This is a genomic window from Vibrio sp. QJM3NY_39 (genome assembly GCF_057785895.1).
Map to the genome: position 1 here is coordinate 2,803,282 of NZ_CM173505.1, position 16,407 is coordinate 2,819,688.

The 16,407-nt window shown below is 43.3% G+C and carries 16 protein-coding genes; 9 read left to right on the plus strand and 7 right to left on the minus strand.

The window, feature by feature from the left end:
* Positions 1–2: 2 nt before the first annotated feature.
* Both AC3CHU_RS12545 and bolA read right to left on the minus strand, forming a co-directional pair.
* A complete protein-coding gene (locus tag AC3CHU_RS12545; RefSeq protein ID WP_488524648.1) occupies positions 3–1,343 on the minus strand; it encodes a Na(+)-translocating NADH-quinone reductase subunit A in 1,341 nt (446 codons plus the stop codon).
* 522 nt (positions 1,344–1,865) lie between these two features.
* Positions 1,866–2,174, minus strand: a complete 309-nt coding sequence (gene bolA / locus AC3CHU_RS12550) for a transcriptional regulator BolA (protein WP_017064186.1) — start codon at positions 2,172–2,174, stop codon at positions 1,866–1,868.
* A 175-nt stretch (positions 2,175–2,349) separates the two neighbouring features.
* On the opposite strand from bolA, the gene AC3CHU_RS12555 reads away from it, so the two are divergent.
* The 4 genes from AC3CHU_RS12555 to AC3CHU_RS12570 all read left to right on the plus strand — a co-directional run bounded on the left by AC3CHU_RS12555 (position 2,350) and on the right by AC3CHU_RS12570 (position 6,098).
* Positions 2,350–3,501 (plus strand): methyltransferase, encoded by a 1,152-nt coding sequence (locus AC3CHU_RS12555; RefSeq protein WP_102437463.1) that lies wholly within the window; start codon positions 2,350–2,352, stop codon positions 3,499–3,501.
* 66 nt (positions 3,502–3,567) lie between these two features.
* A complete protein-coding gene (locus tag AC3CHU_RS12560) occupies positions 3,568–4,137 on the plus strand; it encodes a YajG family lipoprotein (RefSeq protein ID WP_488524649.1) in 570 nt (189 codons plus the stop codon).
* On the plus strand, positions 4,137–4,685 hold the full coding sequence (locus AC3CHU_RS12565; RefSeq protein ID WP_488524650.1) for a peptidylprolyl isomerase: 549 nt from the start codon (positions 4,137–4,139) through the stop codon (positions 4,683–4,685). The genes AC3CHU_RS12560 and AC3CHU_RS12565 overlap by 1 nt, the downstream gene beginning before the upstream one ends.
* 54 nt (positions 4,686–4,739) lie before the next feature.
* Positions 4,740–6,098, plus strand: coding sequence for an AmpG family muropeptide MFS transporter (locus AC3CHU_RS12570; RefSeq protein ID WP_017079927.1), 1,359 nt, complete (start codon positions 4,740–4,742; stop codon positions 6,096–6,098).
* Positions 6,099–6,179: 81 nt separating this feature from the next.
* Here the strand turns inward: AC3CHU_RS12570 and AC3CHU_RS12575 are convergent, their stop codons facing one another.
* Entirely contained in the window at positions 6,180–7,526 is a 1,347-nt protein-coding gene (locus AC3CHU_RS12575) for a DUF4397 domain-containing protein (RefSeq protein ID WP_488524651.1), read from the minus strand.
* A gap of 585 nt (positions 7,527–8,111) precedes the next feature.
* Here AC3CHU_RS12575 and AC3CHU_RS12580 point away from each other — a divergent pair.
* The 3 genes from AC3CHU_RS12580 to csdA all read left to right on the plus strand — a co-directional run bounded on the left by AC3CHU_RS12580 (position 8,112) and on the right by csdA (position 11,221).
* Positions 8,112–8,918 (plus strand): nucleoside-specific channel-forming Tsx family protein, encoded by an 807-nt coding sequence (locus AC3CHU_RS12580; protein ID WP_488524652.1) that lies wholly within the window; start codon positions 8,112–8,114, stop codon positions 8,916–8,918.
* 110 nt (positions 8,919–9,028) lie between these two features.
* Complete coding sequence (panE, locus tag AC3CHU_RS12585; protein ID WP_488524653.1) at positions 9,029–9,922, plus strand: 2-dehydropantoate 2-reductase; 894 nt, start codon at positions 9,029–9,031, stop codon at positions 9,920–9,922.
* An 87-nt stretch (positions 9,923–10,009) separates the two neighbouring features.
* A complete protein-coding gene (gene csdA, locus AC3CHU_RS12590; RefSeq protein ID WP_488524654.1) occupies positions 10,010–11,221 on the plus strand; it encodes a cysteine desulfurase CsdA in 1,212 nt (403 codons plus the stop codon).
* 111 nt (positions 11,222–11,332) lie between these two features.
* Here the strand turns inward: csdA and csdE are convergent, their stop codons facing one another.
* The 4 genes from csdE to AC3CHU_RS12610 form a co-directional block, all read right to left on the minus strand.
* Positions 11,333–11,761: a cysteine desulfurase sulfur acceptor subunit CsdE gene (csdE, locus tag AC3CHU_RS12595; RefSeq protein WP_488524655.1), complete on the minus strand. Its 429-nt coding sequence runs from the start codon at positions 11,759–11,761 to the stop codon at positions 11,333–11,335.
* A 73-nt stretch (positions 11,762–11,834) separates the two neighbouring features.
* On the minus strand, positions 11,835–12,644 hold the full coding sequence (gene tcdA / locus AC3CHU_RS12600; RefSeq protein ID WP_488524656.1) for a tRNA cyclic N6-threonylcarbamoyladenosine(37) synthase TcdA: 810 nt from the start codon (positions 12,642–12,644) through the stop codon (positions 11,835–11,837).
* Between the two features lie 113 nt (positions 12,645–12,757).
* Positions 12,758–13,870 (minus strand): murein transglycosylase A, encoded by a 1,113-nt coding sequence (gene mltA / locus AC3CHU_RS12605; RefSeq protein WP_017074197.1) that lies wholly within the window; start codon positions 13,868–13,870, stop codon positions 12,758–12,760.
* Positions 13,871–13,951: 81 nt separating this feature from the next.
* Positions 13,952–14,425 (minus strand): DUF2850 domain-containing protein, encoded by a 474-nt coding sequence (locus AC3CHU_RS12610; RefSeq protein ID WP_029224941.1) that lies wholly within the window; start codon positions 14,423–14,425, stop codon positions 13,952–13,954.
* Positions 14,426–14,585: 160 nt separating this feature from the next.
* On the opposite strand from AC3CHU_RS12610, the gene argA reads away from it, so the two are divergent.
* Together argA and AC3CHU_RS12620 are read left to right on the plus strand one after the other, a co-directional pair.
* On the plus strand, positions 14,586–15,923 hold the full coding sequence (argA, locus tag AC3CHU_RS12615; RefSeq protein WP_488524657.1) for an amino-acid N-acetyltransferase: 1,338 nt from the start codon (positions 14,586–14,588) through the stop codon (positions 15,921–15,923).
* Between the two features lie 282 nt (positions 15,924–16,205).
* Positions 16,206–16,397, plus strand: coding sequence for a hypothetical protein (locus AC3CHU_RS12620; protein ID WP_029224107.1), 192 nt, complete (start codon positions 16,206–16,208; stop codon positions 16,395–16,397).
* Positions 16,398–16,407: the final 10 nt, after the last annotated feature.

The window sequence follows — 16,407 nt, forward strand, 5'->3', positions numbered from 1 at the left end:
AATTACCCTTCCTTCACAATTGTATCTAGGCATTCACGAAGTAACTGACCGTACTCGTACTTACCAGGACATACAAAGGTACACAGTGCTAAATCTTCTTCATCTAGCTCTAGCGCACCAAGTGCTTGTGCACTATCAACGTCACCAGCGCATAGATCGCGAAGCAGCAAAGTAGGCTCCATATCTAATGGCATTACTTTCTCGTAGTTACCAATTGGAACCATAGAGCGATCACTACCGTTCGTTGTCGTTGTCATGTTGAACAACTGACCTTTAAACACGTGACCAAGGAATGAACGAGTAACAGAGAACTTGTTCTTACCAGGCATAGCCCAGCCGAATAGCTCTTTATCACGACCTTCACGAAGAACCGAAACTTGTTGATGGTAACGGCCAAGGTAAGCATGTGGACCTGAAGCGTGAACACCAGATAGCACTGAACCTGAGATCAGGCGAACTTCACCTGGCATCAACTCGCTGTCCGTCAACTCTTCAAGGCTAGCACCAATTTGAGTACGAACTAGACGAGGGTTGTTAACTACTGGACCAGCCAGAGAAACAACGCGCTCAGAGTAAATCTCACCAGTAAGGAAAAGCTTACCGAATGCGATCACGTCTTGGTAGTTAATGCTCCACGCTACGTTTTGTGCATTTACCGGATACAGGTAATGCATATGCGTGCCTGCAAGACCTGCAGGGTGTGGGCCATCAAAAACATGTTCTTCAACGTTAAACTGAGCTGAACGAGGTAAGCTAGTACCTTTTTTACAAACGTACACTTTACCGTTAGTCAGAGTTGAAAGAAGATCTAAACCAGCAACGAAAGCATCAGACTGCTCGTTAATGATTAATTCTGGCTCAGCTGCTAGCGGATTAGTATCCATAGCAGTAACGAAAATAGCCTGAGTTTCAGAATCAACTGCTGGAACCTTGCTGAACGGACGAGTTCGCAAAGCGGTCCATGCGCCAGACTCAACTAATTGAGCTTTAACCGTTTCACGGTCAAGGCCTACTAGTTGGTTAGCTTCATAGCTATTGAACGTGATTTGCTCATTGCCTGCTACTTCAATCACTACTGATTGAAGAACACGCTTAGCACCACGGTTCACTTCAATAACTTTACCGCTTGCTGGAGAAGTAAATACAACACCTGGGTTCTTTTTATCTGCAAAAAGAACTTGGCCTTTCTTCACTTCATCACCAACGCGAGCATGCATCGTAGGACGCATACCAACGTACTCTTCGCCAAGCAAGGCGACTTTAGTGATGGACTTACCATCATTAATCACCTGGGATGGAGTTCCTGCGATAGGAAGATCCAAACCCTTCTTTATTGTAATCATACGCACTTGCACTACTTTATCGGGAAAAAGATTCTTTTAATTGCGTAAATTCAGGACGTTTTAAAATCGCCCTTAGACACGACATTACAGTGTCCGGTTTTGGTAAATTTGAGATACCAAAATCGCAACAATACATTAATAAACTCATCACAAGAATTATGTGAGATTTATCAGGTGCCATATTCTAGCATTTTTTGACAACTTGATGCCATGACCAATAACTTGAATACGGCCTTTATTTGGTGAGATTTGAAGCATATGGACTCTCAAATATGTATAAATTTGACGAGCCGCACAGATAGAATGGCTTTTAGAACGTGTTTTAAACAAGAGATTAATACTCTGTCACAAACTAATATTTTACGTGTTATGTTGAAACACTGTTAATAAAAACATTACTCATTGTAGGTATTTTTGACAGCTCAATTTGACATCAATCTGAGTGATATAAAACCTAAAAACACATAGTTTTGATGACAAAAGAGGCGGCATAACCACCTCTCTTTATATGTATTGAATCTATTACTTTCCACCGCCCATACACATAGGGCTGTCTGGCACGTTATCTAACTGCTTCATCCATTCATCTTTTGTATAGGTATGAATGGATAGCGCGTGAATATTATTCGCCAGTTCTTCTGAAAGTGCTTTATTTACTGCTCGGTGACGAGCAATAAGACGCAGACCTTCAAACACATCGCTGACAACAATCACTTTAAAATGACTCTCAGAACCAGCCGGAACATTGTGCATATAGCTCTCATTCACCACGTTTAAATGACTTGGTGAAAACTCATTGTGCAATTTTGTTTCGATAACTTCTTGGATCATTGTGATTCCTTAAATAGCGTATTGGCATTATCTGTCGCTCCAGTATAAACCCTAACTAACCGACTGTCTGAGTATTTCATCGCTGACTCGTGGGGTTTAGTCGAGTTTTTTATATCTTGTTCAGGCTGCATTTGAGACAATATCTTTGTTATTTCTTACATAAGTATCTCAAGCAATGAAAACTGAACTTACCCTTCACGATAGAACTTTAACCCTAAATCGTTTCCCCAATCGTTCAAATGAAACCCTTCAAGCTTGGGATGCCGGCGACGAATACCTGATTAGCCATGTTGAAGAGATGAATCTTGAACCTGGTAAACACATTCTGATCATGAACGACAGTTTTGGTGCCCTATCCGCTTGGTTCTCCAAAGATCATGACGTGACCATGATGAGTGACTCTTTTATATCTCATCGCGGAACGCTAAAAAACTTGCAACGTAATCAAAGCAACCGTGTGAACTTTTTAAACACTATGGATGATATTCCACACGGTATCGACCTTGTGATCATGCAATTGCCAAAAACCAACCGCCACCTAGTATGGCAGTTGAGCCAGTTGCGCCAAGCATTGCCTGAAGGCTGCCAAGTGATTGGTGTGAATAAAGTAAAAGAGATTCACACTTCAACACTGAACCTGTTTGAAAAATATCTGGGTGAAACCAAAACCTCTCTGGCTAAGAAAAAGCATCGCCTTGTGTTCTCTTCTCCAAACTGCCAACCGATTCAAACAGTAGAACCTTATGTTGAATGGGACGTAGACGGTGAAGATATCCGCCTGAAAAATTTACCCAATGTTTACTCAGGGGAAGCACTCGATCAAGGCGCTCGTTATATGCTAGAGCACATCCCTCAAGATCCTGAGCTACGTCATATTATCGACTTAGGCTGTGGCAACGGTGTATTGAGTGTAAAAGCTGGGCAATTGAACCCACAAGCTCGTATCACCTGTGTGGATGAAAGCTTTATGGCGGTGGAATCGGCGCGCCAAAACGTCAAGGATAACCTTGGTGAAGAAGGCAACTTCCAGTTCATTGCCAACAACTGTTTAGATGGCTTCAAGAAGAACAGCACTTACTTAGTTATGTGTAATCCTCCGTTCCACCAGCAACAAGCGATTACAGACCACATTGCATGGCAAATGTTCTGTGATGCAAAGCATGTTCTTAGCAACGGAGGCAAATTAATTGTTATTGGCAACCGACACCTCGGATACGATGTCAAACTAGCAAGACTATTTGGTGAAGCTAACGTTGAAACGCTTGAACTAAACCAAAAATTTGAGATATTACAAGCAACAAGAGAGCCTGCGAATTTTAATAAATAAGCAGAAACGACTTCACAAGAATTTAAGATACCGAGCTTCTGGTGTGAATTTAGAAAGGATAAAGGAATGAAAAAACTGATTTTGGCTGCTTCTATTATGGCATTGACAGCATGTTCTGCCCCTCAGCAAGAACAGATCAATGTAATGCCAGAAGCTTCACTAAGCTCAAGCAACCTTGTACAAGGCAAAACATACACACTAACCAGTAAAGATGTTCGTGCCGCTCAATATGTAGCCTTGGTTGATAGTGGCCGTTCAAACATTCAGCCAATTCACGCTAAACAAAACATGCGTATTTCGCTAGAGAACGCAGTAGCTCAACAGTTAGAGTCTCAAGGTTTTCGAGCAAGCGTAAACAGTGAAAACTCCATTGTTTTAGAGATTCAAGAAGCACTTGTTACCGTAGAACACACCATTATGGAAAACAAAATGAACGGTAAAGTAACGCTTGAAGTAACGGCCGAGACACCTGAAGGTAAGCTAGTTAAAACATTCAACGGTACCGCAACTCGTACTGGAGCGCTAAGTGCTTCAAACGACGACATCTCAATGGTTCTTAACGATGTGATCAACTTGGTTCTTACTGAAATCGCGAACGACCCTGAACTACAAAACTACATGAAGGAACGTTTCTAATGAGCCGTATTCTAACTTATATTGTATTAATGCTAGTGAGCGCGAGCGTTTGGGCAGGCCCTAAAGTGAACGTTGAAACAACATTAGGCGACTTCACGATAGAGCTAAACCAAGAGCAAGCTCCGGTTAGTACTGAAAACTTCCTAAAATACGTGGCAGACGGCAGCTACGAAGGCACTATCTTCCACCGAGTAATTCCTGGTTTCATGGCTCAAGGTGGTGGCTTTGATCAAGATATGAATCAACAAGCGACTTATGCTCCTATCAAAAATGAAGGCAGTAACGGTCTAAAGAATGATACAGCAACGATAGCAATGGCTCGCACTAATGCGCCAGATTCTGCGACTCGTCAGTTCTTCATTAACTTTGCTGACAACGATTTCTTAAATGCTAAAGGTGGTAACCCTGGTTACGCTGTATTTGGTACAGTGACTGAGGGCTTTGATGTCGTTCAAAAGATGGCAACCATTCCGACTAAGCGAATGGGCCGCATGTCCGATATTCCAGTCGACCCTATCATCATCAACAAAGTAACACTTCTTAAGTAATCTCATACAGCGCCCTTAACCTCTTAAGGGCGTTTTTCTATACAAGGACGCCCTATGTCATCTGGCACTCCCTCTCTTTCTTGGATGCAGACTTTCCGTAGCTACCTAGATAAACGCCTACTTTGGGTGTTTATGTTGGGTTGTTCGAGTGGCTTTCCTTGGGTTCTTATCGGCTCTAACATGTCAGGCTGGCTAAAAGATGCAGGATTAACTCGTGCTGCTATCGGTTATTTCGGTAGTGTATTTGCCGTCTATGCCATTAACTTTCTTTGGGCACCACTGGTAGACCGAGTCAAACTGCCGATTCTACATGCGATATTGGGTCAACGACGCAGTTGGATATTTCTATGCCAAAGCTTTGTATTGATCTGCACGCTGTTCATTGCCGGGGTAAACCCTGCCAATGACTTGATGTTCACCTCAATGTTGGCTCTCGGAATTGCGATTGCGTCGGCAACCCAAGATATAGCCATTGATGCCTTCCGTATTGATTCATTTCCTAAATCTGAATCTACCAAATTACCGCAAGCATCCGCAATGGCAGTGATGGGATGGTGGACAGGCTACTCTCTTCCTGGTTATCTCGCCTTTATCAACGCCGATACCATAGGTTGGAATGGTGTTTATTACGGTATGGCCGGTGTCGTTATCATTCTGATGCTATTCACCCTGTTTGTCGGAGAACCAACAACACAACGTGAAGCATTACAAAAAGAAGCACAACAGCGCCATAATAAAGTTGTGGGCTCTAAAGTTGTGGCCTGGCTAAGCGTTACAGTGTTGGAACCTTTCTACGATTTCTTTAAGCGAAACGGTGTTCAAGTTGCTATTACGCTTCTGCTGTTCGTATTCCTGTTTAAGATAGGTGAAGCCTTCTTAGGCAGAATGTCAATTCCCTTCTATAAAGAGATCGGCTTTAGCAATGAACAAATCGGCCACTACTCCAAGTTAATTGGTTGGGGTGCAACAATATTCTTCACCTTGCTAGGCAGTGTCTTCAATGTGAAATTTGGTATTGTACGTGGGCTAATGATTGGCGGCGTAGCAATGGCAGCCAGTAACCTAATGTTTGCATGGATTGCTCAAGTAGGACCCAATGAAAACTTATTCCTTGCAACGATTATTGTCGATAACTTCACAACCGCCTTTTCGACAGTGGCATTCGTTTCCTTCTTAACGCTACTAACTGGGCAAGCTTTCTCGGCAACGCAATATGCCTTGCTCGCATCATTGGGAAATTTCGGTCGTACAACTCTGGCTTCATTTAGCGGTGAGCTGGTCGACTTCCTCAATGATTGGTCAACCTTCTTTATACTAACGTCATTAATGGTGATTCCAAGTTTGATCATGCTCTACTCGTTACGCCACTTTTTCACTGATTTATTAGAAAAAGCCAAAAACAACCACGAATAAGAGTAAAAGAAAAGAGAAGAGAAGAGAAGAGGGTAGCCCAGTGCTACCCTCTTTTACTTTCTGCCAGCAGAGACTTAAACGCTAATCTGTTGTATCACTTACGATTAAGTTAAAACCGGTTCCCGTCGAGTCATCAATCGCGACGACTTGATACACAACTCCGTTAGCCAAAGTTGCAGGCGCAGAGTCAATGGCAACAGTAGTTGGGGCTCCTGCTACAGTAATTGTCACGTAGTAAGATCCCGCTGCCACATAAATACCATTCGCGTAATCTTTGAACTTCACATCACTTAGTGCCGGAGTGCTACCAGAGATTCCCACGTTTTCAGTCAAGTAAATATCAACCGAAGCTGCAACTGGGTTTGCCGCCGCATGGGTAATGTTCAATACTGCGCTAGTCGCTACCGGACGACGGTTTTCAGGAACGACAAGTGCTTCAAAGTTCAATGGAGAGACAGTCCCCACTGCATAAATGCTGTAATCCATTCCAGCAAATACAGCTAAACCATCAACATCGATAAATGTTGGAGTCGTCGTTGCAGTTTCGTAAATATCAATATCGTAGCTACCTGCAGCCAAGTCTAGGAAGCCGCGAATCTCTTTAAACATCAGAGCATCAAGAGGAGCAAACTTAGTAGCGTTAACGAACACATCGACATCCGGTGCACCATCGACTAAATGCCCGACTCTTACTTCTGCAGTTTCTGCCATATCGTAGATTAAAGATGATCCAGTTCCATCCATCACCATCAATTTTACAGGTGAAGCGCTATTGGAGTCAGCTCTTGGCACCGCCGCTATGGTTAGCTCACTACCGCCAGACAGAGTGATTTCTCCAGAGTCAAAAGCAATAGCACTGCCGCTCACTGTTTCTAATCTCACTCGGTATTGCCCTGCTGGAATATTGAGTACGTCAGTAAAGTCTTTATAAGCGAGAGTGCCAAGCGGAGCGCCCAATGGATCATTCGGTGCCGTTACGTATAAGTTCACATCTCCAACCCCTGTTGCCGCGTGAACAACTTGCACATCTAAACTTGAACTTGTTGCCGTTCCCTCAGCAGGCCTTGTAACAACTAACGCCTCAACCGGGTTATTAGAACCATCAGCATCGCCGACCACCATTACGGTGTAATCTAGATCACCGCTCAAATCGAATTGGCTTGGCGGAATCACAGTCGCTACTGCGTCACCTGGGAGTTGGGCATCTACTTGCAGGGTAGTTTGACCTTGATCTACTGAGGCATATCCGGATGCTTGAGCATAATCGACACCGCTCCAACGAGCCTGACTATTTACTAAGACATTAGCCAACGGAGCATCTGGCGATGCATGTACAGCTTGTAGTTGAGTTGTTGGTTCATCGTCATCATCACACCCAACAATGAACAGGGCTGACAACACAACAGCGAATAATGGTGAATATTTCATCGGTCTTCTCTCCAAAAAAGTTAGACCAGTTCGTCACACAAATGATTAGTCCAATAACTAATCTTTAAAAATTGTCTCAAAATCTAGTGCAGTGAACTGTCTTTAATTCTCCGTGATTCAAAAAGTAGCTAGGTTGAAATTCCTAGTCAGTCATCACATGAGTTGTTCATCAATTGATTCCAACATCACTACGCAGTTGGTCAAAAATAGATCAAAGACAAGATTGAAAGGAGGTTTGAATGAGTCATTTTTAAAGAGAAAACTATTAGAAAGGAATACTGTTGATTTTGATATGCATGTCACTCTATTTAGTAGAATCGTTTGCTTAGCGCAGTATTTCACCGATTTATCCACAAAATAATCTAATTTCACAAAATCAATAGAAACAGGGGTGCATCAAGATGCATTACCATCTTAAAGTTCCATCATTTAGATCGTTAGTGTGATCAACCTCACCATAATAATTATAGTTTTCACTCTGTCTCACTTTTATTTGAGAACAAAATCGCTATTATGCTCGGCATTCGGACATACAAACACGCACGGATTAGCGGGTTACTTATTTTAAACATAGAGAGTTCCATTATGCGTAAATCACTTTTAACTCTTGGCCTACTTGCAGCAGCATCTGCTCCAGTAATGGCGGCTGATTATTCTGACGGCGACATCCACAAAAATGATTACAAGTGGATGCAATTCAACCTTATGGGTGCATTTGATGAGCTTCCAGGTGAATCATCACATGATTACCTAGAGATGGAATTTGGCGGTCGTTCAGGAATCTTCGACCTATATGGCTATGTTGATGTATTTAACCTACTTTCGGATCCAGGTAGCGATAAAGCAGACAGCCAAGCAAAAATGTTCATGAAGTTTGCTCCACGTATGTCTCTTGACGGCCTAACTGGTACAGATCTGTCTTTCGGTCCAGTTCAAGAGCTTTACGTAGCTTCTGAAATCACTTGGGACGGCGTTAACACAACTGACACTACTTTTGGTGTTAACCAACAAAAAATCGGTCTAGGTTCTGACGTAATGGTTCCTTGGTTAGGCAAAATTGGCTTAAACCTTTACGGTAACTACGATTCAAACATTAAAGATTGGAACGGCTACCAAGTTTCTATGAACTGGTTCAAACCATTCTACTTCTTCGAGAACGGTTCATTCATCTCTTACCAAGGTTACATTGATTGGCAATTTGCGATGGAAGACGAGTACAGCGCAGAAAGCAGCGGCGGCGCAATGTATAACGGCATCTACTGGCACTCAGATCGTTACGCTGTAGGTTACGGCCTAAAAGCATACGAAACTATTTACGGTTTAGAAGACGGTGGATTCGCAGGTAAAACTTCAGGTGTGAGCCACTACCTAGCAGTAACTTACAAGTTCTAATCGAACTTCTAAGAAAGTTTCCTAAATGGCACCCTCGGGTGCCATTTTTTATTGCTTTCATTTAATGTCTCGTTATCCTTTCAGCATCACTTTCTTATCTCGGTATTGCTGTGAACATCACGATTGTTGGACCTGGGGCTATCGGCTCTTTGTGGGCGATAAAACTACTTCAAGCTGGTCATAATGTGTCTTTGTGGAGCCGCTCCACTGATAACTCAATAGACTTATCACTTGATGACCAAACTTCGAATCCCTTCAGTAACAACAATATCGAAAAGCTATTAGCGAGTGACTTGGTTATTTTCACTGTCAAAGCTTGGCAAGTAGAAGAAGCCACTACTCCGTTACTTCAATATCTCGACTCTGACACCATTCTTATGTTCATGCATAACGGAATGGGCGCGGTCGATCAGATAGCAGCTCAAATTGATACTCACCCGGTAGTACTAGCGACCACCACCCAAGCGGCATTCAAGCCCAACCGCAACAATGTATACCACACGGGATTGGGCCAAACTCAATTGGGTGCTTTCAACCAAACTGGCCAACAGTGTACGTTTTTAGTTGATGTCTTAGATGATGCTCTCCCTGCTGTGCGTTGGAACCCACAAATAGAAACCGCGCTTTGGACTAAGCTCGCCATCAATTGTGCGATCAACCCACTCACGGGCCTTGAACAGATCAAGAATGGCGAACTTGCAGATAAAAGGTTTGAGGATATTTTGAGTTCTATCGTTAAAGAGCTCACGCAGGTTATGCAAGCCGAAGGGATCGTTTGTTCATTCGATGAATTGGAAGCAAGCGTCAAACAGGTTATCCAAGCCACGGCGCAGAACAACTCATCCATGAAGCAAGATATGTTTTACCAACGCAAGACAGAGATCGACTTCATTAACGGCTACCTTATTAAGACTGCACTCAAGCATCAGATAGACGTTCCCGTTAACCAAAGACTGTTTGCTCAAGTCAAAGAACGAGAAAATAGCTGGAATCATCAAGATTAGTCAGCAACGGTTAACAAGTCGCGATAAAATAACGATACCGCTAAGCATAACGCTAGCACCAATTTCCAAGATTTTAGGTAAGAATAGATGCTTGATATCAATCACATCCGAGAGCAGTTCCCTGCGTTATCACAAACCATCAATCAACAACCGTTGGTTTACTTAGACAGCGCGGCAACAACACAAAAACCTCAGGTGGTTATTGATGCCATTAGCCAATATTACTCCAAACAAAATGCCAATGTTCACCGTGGTAGTCATAGCTTAACAGCGAACGCGACCAGTCAGTTTGAAGCGGCAAGAGATAAGGTCGCTCAGTTTATTGGTGCAAGATCTTCAAAAGAGATCATCTGGACTCGCGGTGCCACCGAAGCACTTAACTTGATCGCTCAAACCTACGCAAGAAGTACCCTTCAGCCTGGCGATGAGATCTTAGTTAGCGAAATGGAGCATCACGCCAACATTGTGCCTTGGCAAATTGTGGCAGAACAAACCGGGGCTAAAGTCATTAAATTACCGATGACATCGGATTGCGAATTTGACCTAGTCGCGTTTGATACGCTTTTAAATCAACGAACCAAGATTGTTGCATTAGCTCAGATAACCAACGTGACGGGTTCTCGTCAGCCAATTGAAGCTGTCATAGAAAAAGCCCACAAGATGAATACGATTGTTGTGGTCGATGGCGCACAGGGCATCGTTCATGAACCAGTTGATGTTGCTGCTTTAGGTGCGGATTTCTACGTATTTTCAGGACACAAGCTCTATGCCCCTGCGGGTATCGGTGTACTTTATGGCAAACTTGAATTGCTCGAAGCGATGCCACCTTGGCACGGTGGTGGCAAAATGGTTGAGCGAGTCTCTTTTTCTGGCACCACTTTTTCTGAACTGCCTGGTAAGTTCGAAGCCGGAACACCAAATGTAGCCGGTGCGATAGCATTAAGCACCGCAATAGAATGGTTGAGTGGTTTTGCACAGCAATATGTCGAAAATCATATCCACCAGCTTCAACACGAAACCTACCGTGCACTCAGTAAACTGGATGATATTCAGGTTTTGGGGTATCAGCCCAACGCAAGCGTGATTACTTTTGTAATGGATGGTGTTCACCATCAAGACATTGCGACACTGTTAGATCAACAAGGTATCGCGGTACGCGCAGGACATCATTGTGCTCATCCATTAATGGATGCGCTTAATGTGAAAGGAACGGTACGAATTTCATTTGGGATTTACAACAACATGGATGATGTTGATAAGCTTATAGCTGCGATAGAAAAAGCAGTAGATATGCTGTAGCGAGTAGCGAGTAGCGAGTAGCGAGTAGCGAGTAGCGAGTAGCGAGTAGCGAAATTGTTTAGGGTTGGCGTTCTTCGTCAACCCTTTTTATATTTGCTTGTTCGTAATGGACTACGTACTTAGCTCTTGGATTTGAGCAACAATCGCTTTTAAACCATTACCGCGAGATGGGCTCAAGTGTGTGATTAGAGCGATTTTTTCAAAGTAGTCGTCAATATCGAACGCTTGAATCTGCTCTGATGTTTTGCCGTCATACGCAGCCATCACTAATGCAATCAGACCGCGCACGATACGAGCATCAGAATCTGCACAAAAAGACCAAACCCCATCGACATTCTGAGAGACTAGCCACACTTGGCTTTCACAACCAGACACAACAACCTGCTCATTTTTCAATTCATCAGGCATGTTGGGCAGTTTCTTTCCCCATTGAATCACTTGGCGATAACGGTCTTCCCAACCGCTGAATGTCTGCATTTTTGCGACAATATCATCACTGGTAATTTCAGAGCCAAATGGAGAGCTTGGGAATGACATCATGTTAATATCCAATAGATTATGACTAAGTGTAAAGATGACGATGATTAAGTATTCTTAAGCAAACAAGAGAGAACTACTTAGAGTGCTTTTGAACGATCTTTTCTACGATACGAGAAACAGCCACAAAGCCAAAAGTTGCAGTGACTACTGTCGCAGCACCGAACCCCGTCGCACAGTCCATGCGTTTTGGCCCTTCTGCAGTCGCTTTCGCAGCACATACGCTGCCGTCAGCTTGAGGGTATTTAAGTTGCTCAGTAGAAAACACACAATCAATACCAAATTTACGATCTGGGTTCTTAGGAAAATTGTGGTGACGACGTAAAGTATCTTTAAGCTTCTTCGCTAGCGGATCTTGAATTGTCTTAGTCAGATCGGCGACTTTAATTTGAGTTGGGTCGACTTGCCCACCCGCGCCACCCGTGGTGATCACTTTGATTTTGTTACTACGACAATACGCCAACAACGAAGCCTTGGCTTTCATGCTATCAATCGCATCTAACACAAAATCGAACTCTTTCGACAAGTACTCAGCCTGATTGTCAGGGCCAATGAAATCATCAATCAAGTTAACTTTACACTCAGGGTTAATCAGCTTAACGCGCTCAGCCATCACTTCGATTTTGCTTTTGCCAACGGTACCCGACATTGCATGGATCTGGCGATTGATGTTAGTCACACACACATCGTCCATATCGATCAAAGTCAGCTCACCTAAACCGGTACGAGCAAGCGCTTCAACAGCCCATGAACCTACGCCACCAATACCGATCACGCACACGTGCGCTGCTCTAAGTATGTCGACTTCACTATTGCCATATAGGCGGCGAGTACCACCAAATCGTTGGTCATAGTTTTCTGAAGCTGGTGTGGTCAATTCACGCATTATTGCCGCCAATTTATTTCTGAGAAAAAGAAAAGAGTGCGTTTTATACGCACTCTTGAATTAAAAGTCTAGGGGATTAGCGATTCGCTTTCAATGCCCTATTTTATTGTTGTTTACTCGACCTTTTCAGGAGGCAAAGCCCAAGGCGCTTCGGTTGCACTGCCATCTAAGCCAAGCTTCCATACACGACCAAAATGCTTGTAGTGACCCGCTTCAGTACCCGCTCTTGGGCCCATACCGTGGTAGAGATCTAAATGGTTCTGCTTAACTGCGCCACCGGTATCCAAAACCAGTAACAATCTTAGTTGGTGCGCGCCACTCCAAGTACCATCGGCATTCAGTAATGGAACCTCCGCAAGTATTGGTGTTCCCATAGGGAGAATAGAGCGATCACCTGCAACCGCAGCCATTGGTAACAATGGAATACCAGCACTTCCCATTACCGACAAGTCTTCTCTAGAACTAAAGAAGACAAAAGAAGGATTTTGTTCAAGTAGCTCTTTTACCACTTCAGGCTCGTTCGCCAATACCCACTCTTTGATTGCCTTCAGTGACATTTTTTCGCGAGGAACTAAGCCTCGGTCGATCAATACACGACCAATGCTCACGTAAGCTTTGTTGTTTTTACCAGCATAAGCAAAGTACTTGAGCGTATCGTCGTCACCAAAATGCACAAAACCACTGCCTTGCACTTCCATCATAAACGGATCGATACGGTTTGCTGCATAGCCAAGTTCAAGGCCTTGCCCTTCTAATGCACCATTATAAATTTCTTCGCGAGTCGGACACTCTTTATCACAATCAGGAAGTCCATAAACAGGAAAACGATATTCTTCATTCGCTTCATGACGCAATTCTATGACAGGAGAAAAATAGCCGGTAAACAAAACATTACCTTGCTTATCTCCACCACCAAGTTGAGCGGTTTGAACGCCAAAGTTAGCTAATTCGCTAGGATCACCGCTCAGCATCGCCCACTCGTTGAGTTGTTGATACAGCGGTTCATAGATCTTAGCCATTGAAGGGGACTTAGAAACCACCATCTCAGCTTGTTCTGAAAACGCGGTGTAGTCTCTTGGTTTGTTGGATTCAACCTGATCGACCTTATTTAAGGTACGGGGAAATTCATCATCAAGGTGTTGTTGAGCACGATCGGTGGGTTGAGCACAGCCAAATAAGAAAGAGGCGGCAACAAGGGGAAGCCATTTTTTAATCACAAGAGTCATCCTAAAAATTCTATGCATCGAGGATGACAAAAACGGTCAGATAACACAATCTTAGATTGTAAGAGTTTACAGTAAGATAACCTATCGAACTGAATTATCGATATATCCCTTAAGACGGAAGATAGGATTGTAGTGAGCACCTGAATCGAGCACCATTTCGGTATTGTCAGCATTAGTCATACGAAAGCGGTACTTTTTATCACCTGTTTCATATTCAAAGTAGCTACCGTCAAAGTCAAAGTTAGTCGACACAACCGAGCCACGAACTGACACACCATTCGCATTGAGCACAAACTCATCTGTCGCATAATGGGCAACATCCTGCTCTACCCAAGTACCGTATAGCAAGTGGTCAGGCGTTGCTGCATCTTGTACTCGAGAAAGCACATCGCTAAATAAAGAAACCACAGCAAATGAGCCCACCAAGGCTAATACCATCAAGCAACGTTCGATGATCTTACGCTTCAATTTAGATTGATTGCGTTGTTCTGCTTCACTGTAAAGGTTTTTCGTTATTTCATCGATCTTGTTCTTTCGTGCTGGCGCTTGTTGCATTCGGTTACTACTCATAAAGATGCTGTATACATTCTACACTGAGACAGTTTGTATAATGAAGTCTCGATGAGAATAGTTTGCGCTTTATTCCAAAAACATGTTGTTTAGAATTGAATTTAAATGCTAAATTAACGAATAAATAAACAAATGGATTTGTTCTGTGAAATTAAGAAGTACAGCGCTAGTAAAAGGCTTCAGACAATCAACACCTTACGTGAATGCTCACCGTGGCAAAACCATGGTCATTATGCTGGGAGGCGAAGCCGTTGCCGATAAGAATTTCGGGAACATTATTAGTGATATAGCCCTCCTCCACAGCCTGGGAGTCAAGATTGTTCTCGTGCATGGAGCCAGACCACAGATCAACCAACTGTTAGCAAAGCAAGATTGCCATACGCCTTATCACAAGAACATTAGAGTCACCGACGAATATTCTTTAGGTGTGGCAATGCAAGCCGCTGGTCAACTACAACTGGCCATCACAGCTCGACTTTCAATGAGTCTAAACAACACCCCAATGGCAGGCACTCAACTCAATGTCATGAGTGGTAACTTCATTACCGCTCAGCCGCTAGGTGTCGATGATGGTACGGATTATTGCCACAGCGGGCGTATTCGTCGAATCGATATCGAAGGGATTAATCGCACACTTGACCAAGGTTCCATCGTCCTTCTTGGGCCTATAGCTAGCTCCGTGACAGGCGAAAGCTTTAATCTGCTTTCTGAAGAAGTCGCAACTCAGGTTGCTATTCGTTTAAAGGCCGACAAGCTGATTGGTTTCTGCTCCGAACAAGGGGTAACAGATGAAAGCGGCAATGTACTCGCCGAACTCTTCCCTAAAGACGCCAAACAAATTCTAGAACGCTTAACGGAATCTCAAAAACCAGCCGAAGACATGAGCACAGGAACACTGCGCTTCTTGAAAGGTGCGATCTCCGCTTGTCGTGCCGGAGTCCCTCGTTGCCACCTAATCAGCTACAAAGTCGACGGCGCATTAATCCAAGAGCTGTTCTCTTTTGATGGTATTGGCACCCAAGTGGTTATGGCGAGTGCAGAGCAAGTCAGACAAGCTCAGATCGATGACATCGGAGGTATCTTTGACCTTATTCGCCCGCTTGAAGAACAAGGTATTCTCGTTCGTCGTTCAAGAGAACAGTTAGAACAAGAGATCCATCGTTTTACCATTATCGAAAAAGACGGTCTAATTATTGGCTGCGCAGCACTATATGCGTATCCAGAAGATCACATGGCAGAGATGGCGTGCGTCGCTATCCACCCTGATTATCGAGATGGAAACCGTGGACAATTATTGCTGGATTACATGCGTCATCAATCGAAATCTCGTGATATCGACCAGATTTTTGTCCTCACCACACATAGCCTTCATTGGTTCCGCGAACAGGGTTTTTACGAGATAGGTGTTGATGAATTACCGATGGAAAAACAGGGGCTTTATAACTATCAGAGAAACTCAAAAATCTTAGCGCTAAACGTATAAATAAAGTTTTGGAGCGGAATCTCAATTTAATAGAAAAATAATTGCAAATGTAATCGTTTACTATATGAGATTTATCAAATATGCACTTTCACTCACAGGAATAATTGTATAGAATTTAGGCGCTTTATAATATTAACAAATGTTTTTATTGGAATTGCCATCTCGATAGTCATATCGAACTCATTGAGGTGGCCACTGCACGGATTGCTATACCCGTTAACGGTCAACACGCTAGAAGCCGTTCTGACCGTTGATATAAACAGCAAAAAGAGCAACATTGATATGAGAACCATTGTTTGTAACTCGCTGCAAAGTTTTTGGGATATGGCTGATAACCAATTCTTAGAAGGGCTAGACGTACACTGCGTGTTCCCTGTGAGCGAAAATCTAAAAGAGTTTATCTTGAATTGCCAAGCAAAATACAAGATAAACCATATATCATTTACTCGAGCGTTTTTAGGCAAAGAGTCTTAATAACGTTCAA